The 13,741-nt window shown below is 47.2% G+C and carries 10 protein-coding genes; 7 read left to right on the forward strand and 3 right to left on the reverse strand.

The window, feature by feature from the left end; all coding sequences use genetic code 11:
• From V512_RS00485 to V512_RS00515, 7 genes are all read left to right on the forward strand, one after another.
• Positions 1 to 729, forward strand: coding sequence for a GntR family transcriptional regulator (locus V512_RS00485; protein WP_099828505.1), 729 nt, complete (start codon positions 1 to 3; stop codon positions 727 to 729).
• 686 nt (positions 730 to 1,415) lie between these two features.
• A complete protein-coding gene (locus V512_RS00490) occupies positions 1,416 to 2,450 on the forward strand; it encodes an L-Ala-D/L-Glu epimerase (protein ID WP_099828506.1) in 1,035 nt (344 codons plus the stop codon).
• 40 nt (positions 2,451 to 2,490) lie between these two features.
• Positions 2,491 to 4,062 (forward strand): ABC transporter substrate-binding protein, encoded by a 1,572-nt coding sequence (locus tag V512_RS00495; protein WP_099828507.1) that lies wholly within the window; start codon positions 2,491 to 2,493, stop codon positions 4,060 to 4,062.
• A gap of 75 nt (positions 4,063 to 4,137) precedes the next feature.
• Entirely contained in the window at positions 4,138 to 5,148 is a 1,011-nt protein-coding gene (locus V512_RS00500; RefSeq protein WP_099828508.1) for an ABC transporter permease, read from the forward strand.
• 5 nt (positions 5,149 to 5,153) lie between these two features.
• Positions 5,154 to 6,026, forward strand: a complete 873-nt coding sequence (gene nikC, locus V512_RS00505; RefSeq protein WP_099828509.1) for a nickel transporter permease — start codon at positions 5,154 to 5,156, stop codon at positions 6,024 to 6,026.
• Positions 6,027 to 6,030: 4 nt separating this feature from the next.
• On the forward strand, positions 6,031 to 7,023 hold the full coding sequence (locus tag V512_RS00510; protein ID WP_099828510.1) for an ABC transporter ATP-binding protein: 993 nt from the start codon (positions 6,031 to 6,033) through the stop codon (positions 7,021 to 7,023).
• Positions 7,016 to 7,981, forward strand: a complete 966-nt coding sequence (locus V512_RS00515) for an oligopeptide/dipeptide ABC transporter ATP-binding protein (RefSeq protein WP_099828511.1) — start codon at positions 7,016 to 7,018, stop codon at positions 7,979 to 7,981. Before V512_RS00510 ends, V512_RS00515 begins: the two co-directional genes overlap by 8 nt.
• A gap of 61 nt (positions 7,982 to 8,042) precedes the next feature.
• Here the strand turns inward: V512_RS00515 and V512_RS00520 are convergent, their stop codons facing one another.
• From V512_RS00520 to V512_RS00530, 3 genes are all read right to left on the reverse strand, one after another.
• Positions 8,043 to 8,936, reverse strand: coding sequence for an EamA family transporter (locus V512_RS00520; protein ID WP_099828512.1), 894 nt, complete (start codon positions 8,934 to 8,936; stop codon positions 8,043 to 8,045).
• A 691-nt stretch (positions 8,937 to 9,627) separates the two neighbouring features.
• Entirely contained in the window at positions 9,628 to 10,251 is a 624-nt protein-coding gene (locus V512_RS00525; protein WP_099828513.1) for an alpha/beta hydrolase, read from the reverse strand.
• Between the two features lie 433 nt (positions 10,252 to 10,684).
• Positions 10,685 to 11,899 carry a pyridoxal phosphate-dependent aminotransferase gene (locus V512_RS00530; protein ID WP_099828517.1) on the reverse strand — a complete coding sequence of 405 codons (1,215 nt, stop codon included), beginning with the start codon at positions 11,897 to 11,899 and terminating at the stop codon, positions 10,685 to 10,687.
• Positions 11,900 to 13,741 lie beyond the last annotated feature (1,842 nt).

Consider the following 13,741-nt stretch of genomic DNA (forward strand, 5'->3'; position numbering starts at 1 on the left):
ATGGGTGAAACGCCGATTCCACTATACTACAAGTTGTACGTTGACTTGAAGGAATCCCTCAATTCCGGAAAGTATCAGAAGGGCGATAAGCTTCCCACGGAAAAGGAGCTTTGCCAACAGTACAGCATAAGCAGACTTACTGTCAGGAGAGCAATGGATGAGCTAAGAAGAGAGGGGTTCATCGAAAGGCTTAAGGGGAAGGGGACCTTCGTCACAGGATCTAAGCGCGAAGAGCAGCTTGCCATACTCACAGGATTCACGGATGAGGCTAGAAAGCGCGGCAGTGAGACCCGGTCTGTAGTTTTGGAGAACAGACTAGTCAGAGTCCCAGCAGATGCAGTAGAGCTCTTCGATATCCCAGCAGACGCAATGGTCGTGCTCCTGAAAAGAGTTAGATTTCTCGAAGGAGAACCCTACGCAATTGAAGAAGCATATCTAAATGTGGGAGCGGATATCCGTTTGCTCAATATTACACAGAGAGACATGGAAAAGGAGTCTCTGTACGGAATCCTAAGAAAGGAGTACGGAATCAATATCTCTTATGCAGAAGAAGAAATGGAACTCACAAGGCTAAAGAAAGAAGAAGCCCGTTTTCTTCGTCAGGAACTGGATGACTGCGCAATAATGAGAAAGAGATTCACGTACACAAAGAGTGATATCTGCATCGAGTATGTTATCTCATTGTACAGAGCAGACAAAAGCAAGTTTAAAATAGTAAGAAGGATATAGATGACCGAGGTTACGGGTAACACCGGTTGGGGGTTGGAGTGGAATAAGACGCAAGGCTCCGAAAAGCACGATATCCTGGCCTGAAGCAGGATGTCGCGAAGGGATGTAGTGAGCAGCCCTGCCCCGAAGATCCGCTGCGCGCTTAAGAACTTGAACCCGCTGATCGCTGACGAAGACAACGTTGAACCAATAAAAGCTTCCCCACGAAGCGCGCATTGCGACCTGAACCGTTCTTGCCCAGTCCTGCGTCTGATGTTTTATTCCAGCATCACTTCTACTCTTGTTGATTTCGGAGGACGGTGGACTGTTGACGGTCAACGTTGTGCTCAGCAGCGTTCAGCGAAAAGCGGGTTTATTATGCCTCCTGCCGAAGGCGGCAATGCGTCTTGTCTATGCGATTGTTTTGCCACGAGAACGCTCTTTCTTGTTCTTCTGAACTAACCGCGCTAGGTTAGCCGTCAAATATCATGACATAGATGGAAGCGTATGGTGCAGCATTATTGAGTAAATCACAAAAGCCTTGATTTGATGTTTTGCAGACGTTACCCGAAGTATGATATAACTAATTATTAGAAAGCCGAGTCTATCAATCCATTTTGATGAAGTAGTGATTTAAGGTATTATTGTATAGATGTTTTCTATACTTTTTGGTAGTGGATAGTACTTTCATATTTGGGGAGGAAAGGATGAGGATCAAGGACCTGCGTTTCACCGAAAAGAAATGGGACTTCGTAAAACCTTTTCACATTGCAAACAATGTCTCCAGCTCCAAAGTAAATATTGAAGTTGAATTAGTTCTGTCGGACGGAACGATCGGTCTGGGCGAATCTTCTTCGTCTTTCAGAGTTAATGGAGAGAGCGGAGCCGCCATTTTTCAGCTCCAGAAAGAAATTCTCGAGATGATAAAGGATCTCGATGTTCGAGACTACAGAAGGATTTTCGCAAAGCTCGATTCATATTCTAGAACGGCGCCAAGTTTGAAAGCTGCCATTCAGTTTGCCACTCTTCACGCCTTTTCCAGATTGATCTCTACACCTGTCTATCAGATTCTTGGCGGAATGAAGGATTACGTCGAGACCGACAAGACGGTCAGCATAGGCAGTCTGGAAGAGACGGTCCATGACGCTAAGGAGATCTTCGAAGCGGGGCATAAAGTTATCAAGATGAAGGTCGGCGAAGATGTTAAGAGCGACATTGCCAGGGTACTGGCAGTCAACGATGTGATCAAGGGTGTCAGGTATGTGATAGATGCAAACACAGGCTATACACCCAAAGAAGCTTTGAGATTCATAGATGCAATGTACAGAAACGATGTGCCCGTGGGGATATTCGAACAACCGGTGCCTGCCGAAGATTTCGAAGGGCTGAAAATAATCAGGCAGGGCTCCATGTATCCTGTTGGCGCAGATGAAAGCGCAAAGACGAAGTATGACGTTATGAGACTCATAAAGGAAGGCGCAGTTGATTACGTGAATATCAAACTCATGAAGTCGGGACTCTCAGACGCTCTTGCGATTGTAGAGATGTGTAACAGCGCGGGTATAGGTCTTATGATCGGCTGCATGAGCGAGTCTGGTGTAGGAGTCTCTCAAAGCGTCCATTTCGCTGCTGGAACCGGCGCATTCACGTATCACGATTTGGATTCTCATTTATTGCTTAAGAATGTCGATCCTGTCGGATTCAGACAGGAGAAAGATAGACAGTATCCTATTTTGTTCTAATTTTGTCATCACCCTGTACGTGGGAAAAGGAGGTGCAAGAATGAAGCGAAGCTTCATATTGATTTCACTAATGGTACTTCTTGTTGCAGCCATGGGATTTGCTGCAACTCCAAAAGACACTCTTGTAATAGGCGCAAACACCGGTATTTTTATTACCATGGATCCTGCCGTTGCCTATGAGGTCTTTCCGAACAAAATCGTCGCTGCCATCTATGCTCAATTAGTCAAGCTAGAGGCAATTGACGGCGTCATCGTTCCAGTCCCAGACATTGCCGAGAGCTGGGAGATTTCCGATGACGGACTTACCTACACCTTTAATATCAGGAAGGGAGTCAAATTCTCCAACGGTGATGCCCTAACAGCCGAGGATGTTCTCTTCTCTCTGAAGAGACCAGTTGTTCTCGAGTCTGTTTCTGCGTGGTTCTTGGTCGATATCTTCGGCATAAACAAGGACAACGTGGACGAGAAGATAAAGCAGATCGACGATTACACTGTGTCCATAACCTTGAACGCTCCTTATGCAGAAAACATCACACTTGGGATTCTATCCAACATGTTCACAGGTATCGTCAACAAAGACGTAGTCCTTGAACACGAAGTAGATGGAGACCTTGGTGGCGCATGGCTTACAGATCACTCCGCTGGTGCAGGCCCATACGTTCTCGTTCAGTGGGAGAGAAACAACGTTATCCTTCTTGAAGCCAATCCGAATTACTACGGCGAACAGCCCCCTCTGAAGAGAATCATGATTAGAGACATCCCCGAAGCATCTAACCAGAGACTTCTTCTTGAAAGAGGAGACATCGATGTTGCCTGGGATCTTACGCCACAGCTGCTTGAAGAGGCCAAGAGAAATCCCGACATAGTTGAAGTCAAGGTTCCGGGACATTCAAACGAGTATCTCGCGATGAATGCTACCTGGGGACCCCTTGCGAACCCTAAGGTAAGAGAAGCCGTAAGGTTCTCGATCAATTACGAAGAGATCGTCGAAGACATTATGCTCAATAACGCTCTCCTAGTACAGGGGTTCATAAACAAGGGCTACTTCGGCTATGTGGAAGAAAACCCATTCTACCAGGATATCGAAAAAGCTAAGGCTCTTCTCGCCGAAGCAGGATACCCTGATGGATTCGAAGTTGAGCTTCTGACCAGCAATACTGACACGAGAAAGGCAGAGGCCGAGAAGATCCAGGCAGACCTGGCGCTTTCAGGAATAAAGGCCAATATAGTAATAATGCAGTCTTCTCAGATGTACGCCAAGTATCGTGCACAGGGTCATCAGATGATCATTGCCGGCTGGGGCAATGACTATCCCGATCCGGACAACCTTGCAATGGCTCATGCAAACTACAGGGCAAAACAGCTAGCGTGGAGAAATGCATGGTTCGACGATTATGCAGCGACACTTTGTGAATGGGGTCAGATAGAACCCAATCCAGACAAGCGTGAACAAATTTACAAGGATCTTACAGAATACTGGTTCCATAATGGGCCTTTTGCGATGCTATACCAGACTGTAGAGTTCTGGGGAATTCGCAAAGAAGTCAAGAACTTTGAAGAAGCGGCTTTCGGCTACGGAATGCTGTTCGACTTCACAAAGGTTTCTAAGTAATGTGTCCCCCGCCCCGTTCTCTTGAACGGGGCGTATTCTTTCTGAAAAATCAGATATTGATGCGGGGGTAATTCTATGAACTTCGGACAATTCTTACTCAGAAGACTATTCTTGATGGTCATAGTGCTTTTCGGTGTCGCCTGTATTGTCTTCTTTATAGCAAATGTAATACCCGCCGACCCGGTTGGGGCTATTCTCGGGGGAAACGCACCGCCTGAGGCCGTTGATAGATTGAAGGCGAAGCTTGGATATGACCAACCACTTGCAATTAGATTTGTCAACTTCATTACCGGCGCGGTTAGAGGTGATTTCGGCGTTTCTTTGAAGACCTCGAATCCCGTCATGAAAGATATAATGAACTACTTCCCTGCCACGATGGAGCTTGCCTTAGTTGCGATAATCATCTCTATCTTTTTAGGTATTACTCTTGGAATATTGTCGGCCGTTCACCGTAACAAAGCTATAGACCAGTTTTCGAGAGTCTTTTCGATACTGGGTGTCTCTATGCCGGTATTCTGGATAGGACTTCTTCTTCTGCTTGTCTTCTACTTCAAGCTGGGATGGCTTCCCGGAAGCGGAAGGCTGGGCTTTTTTACCAACCCACCTCCGAGAGTTACGGGAATGTACCTGATAGACTCGATTATCGCCGGTCAGTGGGACACTTTCAAGGAAGCCTTGATGCACATTCTTCTTCCTGCTTTTGTTCTAGGCTATAACGCTACGGCATCCATCGCAAGGATTACGAGAGCCAGTATGCTCGACGTACTGCGACAGGACTACATAAGAACTGCAAAATCAAAGGGTTTGAGAAAGAACGTCGTAATTTATCGCCACGCGCTGAGGAATTCTCTGATACCAACCGTTACGATAATCGGGCTCGTCTTTGGAGGCTTGTTGGAGGGAGCCGTTCTTACAGAAACGGTCTTTTCTTGGCCAGGTCTCGGAAGATACATTACCACCGGAATGCTCTTCCTTGACTATCCTGCAATAATGGGTGGTACTTTGTATATAGCACTTATTTACTCGATTGCGAATCTCATTGTAGATATTCTCTACGCTCTTCTCGATCCAAGGATGAGGATGTGATCTAGATGGAAAAGACAGTAAAAGTATCTAAACCATTCATGGATGATTTAAAGCATACAGTCTTTCTCTGGAGAAAGAGCCGCCTCACGATGATCGGATCGGCGATAATCCTGATATTCCTGCTCATGGCCGCCTTCGCGCCTCTGATCGCGCCATTCGATCCGGTCCAGCAAAATCTACAGAACAAGCTCCAGGCTCCCAGCTGGCAGCATCTCTTCGGAACAGATCAGTTCGGTAGGGACATCTTCAGCAGGGTAATTATCGGATCGAGAATCGCTCTGTGGATCATATTCCTGGTTTCGGTGATCAGCGGATCGATCGGTATCATAGTGGGTGTCACGGCAGGCTACTTTGGAGGGATTGTTGACGAAGTTCTCATGAGGATAACCGACATGTTCCTAGCCTTTCCAAGTCTGGTGCTCGCCATGGCCTTTGCGGCTATGTTGGGGCCAAATCTGACAAACACGATAATTGCCATATCTGTTGTCACTTGGACAACTTATGCGAGGCTATCAAGGGCAGAAGCAACAAAAGTCAAATCACAGCCATACATTGAAGCTATACGTGCGGCAGGTGGTGGCAATCTCAGGATAATGTTCCTTCACGTTCTACCGATGTGCATCTCTCCCGTTCTAGTTCAGCTGACCCTAAGGATGGGAACGATAATCCTCACCGCAGCAAGTCTCGGCTTTCTCGGATTAGGAGTTCAGCCCCCGACGCCTGAATGGGGAGCCATGGTTTCCGACGGCAGGAATTACCTGATAGACCAGTGGTGGATATCCACCTTCCCTGGAATATTCATCGCGTTTGTCGTCCTGGGATTCAACCTCCTCGGTGACGGAATAAGAGACATGCTCGATCCAAGGTTGAGGAGGTAATCTTATGGAGCTGAAAGGAAAACTACTGGACGTATCCAACCTGAAGGTATCTTTCTACACATACAGGGGAGTCGTCCAGGCACTCAATGGTGTCGACCTCTGGATGGATTCCGGTGAGAGACTGGGAGTCGTCGGGGAGACCGGTTGCGGGAAGTCAGTTACATCTCTGGCAGTAATGCGATTGATAGAACAGCCCGGTGAGATTCAGGAAGGAAAAGTGATTTTCAATGGCACGAATCTCGTCGAACTCACCGAAGAGAAGATGAATCGGGTAAGAGGCGCCGAAATGTCTATGATATTCCAGGAACCACGTTCATCGCTGAACCCGGTAATGAAGGTAGGCTATCAGATCGGTGAGTCAATAGCGAAATCCAAGAAACTCAAGATCAAGCACACCTACCCCGAGGTCAAAGAGATACTACGCCTTGTCGGGCTTGATCCCGAAAGAGTTATGAACAGCTATCCACACGAACTCAGCGGTGGAATGTCTCAGAGAGTAATGATTGGCATGGGACTTGCAAGTCATCCAAAACTGTTAATAGCCGATGAACCAACATCTGCTCTGGATGTTACCATTCAAGCTCAGATTCTTGAGTTGCTCGACGAACTGGCTAGAAAGATGGGGAACGCCGTCATGTTGATTACACACGATATGGGAGTCGTTGCGGAATTCTGTGACAAAGTACTTGTAATGTACGCCGGAAACTCGGTCGAATATGCATCTACTGCCAGACTGTTCGAAAAGCCGTTACATCCTTACACGGGTGGTCTGCTTCAGGCGGTACCGAGAGTAGGAAGAACAGATGAACTCAAGGCAATAAAGGGAACTGTTCCCGATCTGGTGAACCCTCCTTCCGGTTGCCGATTCCACCCGAGATGTCCGCACTCGATGGATATCTGCAAAGTGGAAAGACCACCATTTGTGGAGATCGAGCCCGATCATTACGTTGCCTGCTATCTCTTCGAAGGAAAGAGCGAGGTGAGAGAAGATGCCTGAGACCTTAATCAAAATAAGAGGACTTAAGACTTACTTTCCGGTGAAGAAGTCGATCTTCTCGAAGAAGCTCTTTGTTAGAGCAGTAGACGACGTGAATATGGACATTCCAACGGGCTCAACCTTTGCCGTGGTCGGAGAGTCTGGCTCGGGAAAGACGACTCTTGCAAGAACCATTCTCAGACTAATAGAACCGACTTCAGGTGAAATAGAATTCGAAGGAAAGGACATACTTGGACTCAAAGGCAGGGACCTGCTCGAAGTTAGAAGAAATATGCAGATCGTTTTCCAGGACCCATACAATTCTCTTCATCCCAGAAAGCTTATAAAGAACATAATTGGGGAAGGGATGAAGATTCATTTCAAGATCACCGACGTCGAAATACGAGACAGGATTGCGGCCGTTCTTAAAGAAGTAGGGTTGATAGACGATCACATGTACAGATACGCACATGAATTCTCTGGTGGGCAAAGACAGAGGATTGCATTTGCGAGAGCCATGGTTCTCAAACCGAAGTTCATCGTTCTTGACGAACCTACATCGGCACTGGATGTCTCAGTTCAGGCAATGGTTCTGAAGATGATGAAGGAAATAAAGGTTCAAGAAAACCTGACGTATATGTTCATAACACACAATCTATCCCTTGTGGATTACATCGCCGATAGAGTGGCCGTTATGTATGTCGGAGAAGTAGTTGAGATGGGAGACAAGAATACGATCTTCAAACATCCCTCTCACCCATACACTGATCTGTTAATGGCTTCCAACCCTGTCCCGGATCCGAAGTTCGTAAGGGAAAAGCGTTTGTTGAAAGGGGAGATACCCAGTTCGATCAATCCCCCTTCCGGCTGTAGGTTCCACAACAGATGCCCCTTCGCAGACGAACGCTGCGCTAAAGAGGCCCCCGCTCTCAAGGAGATAGGACCCGATCATCATGTGAGGTGTCACTATCCTCTCTAGTTCTTGAGACTGATTTAAGGCATGTCTCTCAAGACATGCCTTTTTTGTGCAGGGAACCGTGCTACCCGACAACTTTTATCTTTGACTTCTGAACTATGAGTACCCCGAGAAGAATCGCACCCATTGCCAGGATCATGAGGAAGTTGATCTTTTCATCAAGGAAGATGGCTCCTAGTGAGACGGCAACCAGTGGATTTATATAAGCATAAGTACCCGCCTTCGTGGCCGGCCACTTCTGAAGAAGATATATATAACTGCTGTAGGCAATCAGGGACCCGAAAACAACGAGATAAGCAATTGCCAGAAGCGAGTTCATCGAGAACCTAACTCTTGAAAATTCACCAGTTATGCCCGAGACAAACATAAGCCCCACACCACCTGCAAACATCTGAATCCCGATATTTGATACTATCGAACTGTTCCCCTTGAAGGTTTTTGACAGTACCGTTCCAGTAGACCAGAGGAAGCTGGCAGAGAGAAGCATAAGTATTCCTGGGATGTCGATAGAAATACCGTGTTCGGCCGGAACCAGAAGAAAGTAGACACCGAAAAAACCCAGCAGAAGTCCCGAAAGCGCCTTCAAAGTCAACCGTGTCGTTCTTATGAAAAAGTGCTCCAATACCCCGGCAAAGATCGGGATGGTAGCCATTATGAGAGAAGCAACGCCTGAATCAACCCACTGTTCGGCATAGACGACGAGTCCATTTCCACCAAGAAGCATGAAAAGACCAACCAGCCAAAGTCTAGAAAGCTCCGACTTGCTCGAAGGAAAGGAGTATCCTCGGACGACAGAGAAGACCAGCATAATAGAGCCCGCAATGAGAAATCTCACTCCGGCAAAGAACATAGGCGGCATGCCTTCAACGCCGATCTTTATCGCCAGATAAGTAGATCCCCAGAAGAAACTCACTAGAACGTACGCAAGTATGGCCATTCCATCTCCACTTCTCTTCAAAGCTCAACCTCATGCGTCCGAACAAAGCACGGAGTAATGATCGAATTATCCGACAACAAAAGATGAAAAACAATACGGCTTAGAAACTTTTGTGAAAAGAAGGGGCTATTCACGCAGCTCTGTTCACGGAAATACCTGGATCCAGCTGGACGATCCGAGGTCCTAGATATCAAGATAAGGCTGCAGGTGCTTCTCATAGACAGAATACTGAGAGTTCTCACTGAAAAGAGACAATTAAGTGGCACATATTATCCGTTAATCTTTGGCCTCAGGGGCTGAAGGACAAGGCAACACACATAAACCTTCAACAGGAGAAGCTCTCTGATAAGCCTGGCAGTTGTAACCGTCTTCTGAGAAGTTGAACTGCATTCATCCATGCAGCCTTCTGATGGAAGAGAGCAAGCCGGCCACTGTTTAATCGAACTATGGGAATCAGCGAACGGTCGTACTACTTCAGAAAAGCAATCAACTGACCGGCGATCTTTTCCGGAAACTGATAGATAGCTCCGTGCCCTCCGTTACTAAGTCTCACGAGACATGAGTTTTCTATCGCTTCTGCGAGGATCAGAGAGTTCTTTGCGGGAACAATAATATCGTCCGTTCCCGTTATTATGATCGTTTCTGACTCGATCGACTTCAGTCTCTCGAAGGTTCCGCTCCAGCTGCCAGCGGCAGTGTACTGATCAGAAATTCATCTTTGCTCTCCACTCTCTTCCTGACTGGAGGAGCCCGTAAATCTCGCAGCGACCTCCAGATGAGCCAGGGTCCAGTCGGTGAGGAAGAGAACCTTCAAAAGCACCTCAGGATCGCCCATGTTCTGGAGCATAGAGATCTCCTCATCCGAAGGAGGTATCGACTCGGATCCTCCGCAGCTTGTCGAGAGAAGGATGAGTTTACCTGTCAACTCGGGATATTTTAGAGCGAACTCCTGCGCGATATACCCTCCCATAGACCAACCCATCACACTGACCTTTTCAGAACCGATGGTTCTGACAAGATCGGCTGCATCTTTTGCAAACGGCTCTATTGAAGGAGTTGCATTAGAAGTTGTCGATCTTCCGATCCCTCTGTTATCGAATACTATAACGGTGAACTCTTTTGAGAGTGCAGAAACAACATACGAATCCCAGCTCTCGAGGGGCGAACCATATCCTGCGATCATCAACAGAGGAGAACCTTTTCCAAAGACCTTGTATGCCATTCTTTTATCGCCGACCTGCACTTTCTTAACCGGAGCGGAATACAATTCAGGAACGTCTTGAGCGAAAAGCGATGCCGATAGAAGAGCAATTACGGCAAGAACTGAGTTTTTCATCTCAATCCCCCCGTACAAATAAACAACAGATTATACTCCAGGAACTATAACTGCAATCTCTTTCCTTCGACAGAATCGTGCGCTTCCCACGCTTCACACAAAGAATGAATCCCGGAACTCGATTGTTTGCAGTGTATCTGTCTATAGCTATCGGGAAAGCAACCTTTCAATACCTTACCCAGTCTCGTCGCCTACACTTTCAAGTGTCATCGATGGGTCAACTATCTGGGTCATCGAGATCGCATCCGGGTCGCTTACAGCGGCCTATATCTAATCTAGCTCATAGATGTACTGAACTTGGCCGTATTGGGATCGATTTTCAAATCCAGATCAGTCTATTCTCTGGTTGTTTCTTGTCTTTATCCAGATTTGACGTCAAACGATAACCATTACTGAGCAACCGGGAGAAGCTTGGCTAAACAAATACCGCTCATTATTCTCTCCGGTATCTTTCAATGAGCTGTACCGTTCGTTTAATTGCCTCCACTGCAAAGTGATGATCTTGAGAGAAATTGATCCGAAAACTATTGGTAAACTGAGGGCCAAATTCCGTTCCGATTGTCACCGTAACATCGGCTTGAAATCTTAGGATTTTCACAAACTCTCTCATGGTGACTCTCAACTCGGGAATTCTCACAAAAAGATAACTACCGGCTTCTGTTTTTCTGACTTTGACACCTTCCACGCCGTGAAGCAGTGCCACCAGATCATCTCGAATCCTTTGATGTGCACTTATTCGATCTTCCATCCATCCCTCTGGTTCGTTGAACCACGATGTAAGTACCGCTTGAGAATATCCTCCGGCCCGCAGAGAGACTATTGCCTGTAGTTTTTCCATTCGTGCAATGATGTTTTTGGAGCCAAAAGCAACTCCCAAACGATAGCCGCTTAAAGACTCTGTTTTGGATGGACCGATGATTGTGATTAGACTGACGGGTTTCGTGTCTTGGGCACACAGATGTGTATACACTCTGCCATCGAATATCTGTCTTGCATACAGTTGATCTGCGATAACTGATACATCATATTTCTTTGCAAGGAAAGCGATAGATCGAATCTCATCATACGAATAAATGACACCGGTCGGGTTATTAGGATTGGAGAACAAGAAGACCCTAACACCAGTTTTGAAAGCATCTTCAAGCTCGGCTAAATTCAAACCGGCTCGTCTACCAGATTCCAGAAAATCCAATGCAACTGGAATGACTTCTCCATCGAAGAATTGCACCAGTTTTCTGTTGGCGAAATAGTCGGGCTCAACTATTGCAACCTTATCTCCACGGCCAATTGACGATCCCATTGCCAGAAAAAGCGCCCCCTGGGTTCCCGGTGTAATAATGAGTTGCGTATCTGGAGAAATTGTAGTGTTGGTGAAAGCAGAAAGCTTTTCAGACAACCATTCTCGTATGTTGCCTCTTCCTTTGTACTCAGTATACGCTTGCTCACCGCCCAAGTGAACGCCTTCTACAAATGCATCTAATGACCCCGGGATCGGTTCAAACGCATTGACATCCCCATGAGAAAAATCAACCGGTCTTCCGGTAATCTTCTCTCCTATCAGTCGAAGCCCCTCGCCATCTTGAAGAGTCTCCTGTCCAGGAGCGTTATCTACACCAAGCATTGAAAACTTTCCTATTAACTGATCCATCATCACATCGTCCTTCCATATGATATCGTTCCACACTCGGTTCACTCACAGACGCCCGATGCTTCAACGATCTGCCCATTTATAGAAATCACTCAAGATCCTCTTCAATAAAGAACCAACAGTACAAGCAAGTTCGGATTTCTTTTGCTATGACACTTCTCTTCTGGCGGAAATCTGCGGCTACATTTATCGAAGCTCTCCTCAATAAGAATGCATACTAATCCTGAAGAAAACCAAGAATGCCCTCATTTTATCATTTAGTAAATGAAATCGAAACTGCGGAAAGCCGTTGTCGTGGATAGCGGGTTTGGGTTGGAAAGAGTGGAATAAGACGCAAGGCTGGGAAGAACAACCCAGGTCGCAATGCTGCCTCCGGCAGGAAGTGAAGCTCGCAGCGCGAGGAAGTGATGCTGCTCAGGAAGTGATGCCCGGAAAAACGTCCGGGGAAGTTATGCGCCGAAAAGCATCAGCGGAAGTGATGCCACCTTCGGTGGGACGTAATGCACTGAAGAGCATCAGTGGACCCAAGCCCCGCTTCGCGGGGAAAGAGCCGCTTTTCGCTGAACGCTGCTGAGCACAATGTTGACCGTCATCGGTCCACCGTCCTCCGAAATCAACAAGAGTAGAAGTGATGCTGGAATAAAACATCAGACGCAGGGCTGGGCAAGAACGGTTCAGGTCGCAATGCGTGCTTCGTGGGGAAGCTTTTATTGGTTCAACGATTCTTCAGCAGCGATCAGCGGGTTCTTGTTTTTAAGCGTACAGCGGAACTTCAGGAGCCAGTCTGCTAACACAGGTCAGTTCCGACTTCTCGGGCGAAGGAGGCGTTGAACGCTTGAGAGAACATGCTGGGCGCTGTGAAGAGCAGTTGCAGGGAAAACGAGAGACGAGGTTGGGAATCGGAAGAGCAAGGCGAGATCGGTTGGCCGTTGAATGGTTCTCTGGTCGCTGAGGGAAAAAACCTGTTTTTCCAGAGCGAGGGTCTGTTCTTCTTAATTCAACCATTTATCCAAAGAATAGAGAGAAGGGGAAAGCAAAGAGGCCAAGTAACGATCTGAGATCTCCAAAAGCCTTGAAGGGTTCTTTAATCCCCTCTCGAGCTCATTATTTCCATAAGTCAGAGAGTTGGTGAGAAATCATATGATGCTCTTCCTCCCTTAACAAGATATGCTGTGTCAGGCTCTTGATTATCTTGATCTTATGTCCTCTCTCGCGATGGATCGAGATCTTGGCCAGAATCATGCCAGATGACGTGAAGTAGGAAAAGACTGGGGATTCCAGATCTGCTCTTCCGACCTCTTGCCTCTGACCTCAGGCTCTTCCCAACGCCAAGGACGGGTCCATGATCTGGGACGAAGGACTAAGGACGGCTCTTCACAGCGTTCAGCGGGTCTTTGTTCTTAAGCTTACAGCGGATCTTCGTCCAGTGTACAAAGGGGATTTCATACGACCTCATCTTGTCTGTTTGCTCCTTCCTTGTCTCTGTTCACAGTTCCTCCCTTTCGGTTGTCTGCACAGAGTTGGTTGACTAACCTACAAAACTGGATAACACAGTCCCTTCGCTCCACTCCCATTACAGGAGCTTCATCACTACTACGGACTGTTCCGCCCCTGAATCTGGCATCGGTACTTTCACCCTCGTGGGTCTTCCACTTGTGGCTTTTCCCTTAACATCCAGATCCAGGTTCCCAAGTTCCTAATCGAAGCCTGTACCAGGGTCACGCCACCTATATGCCGGTCATCATCTGGACAGTAAGCAGGTTTCCTCCAGACTTATCCCGGGATAGTTCCACCCCCCGGTTTAGATGACACTAGTAGTTCTTACGACACGTTCACGGTGGT

Source organism: Mesotoga sp. Brook.08.105.5.1, from assembly GCF_002752635.1.
Taxonomy (GTDB): domain Bacteria; phylum Thermotogota; class Thermotogae; order Petrotogales; family Kosmotogaceae; genus Mesotoga.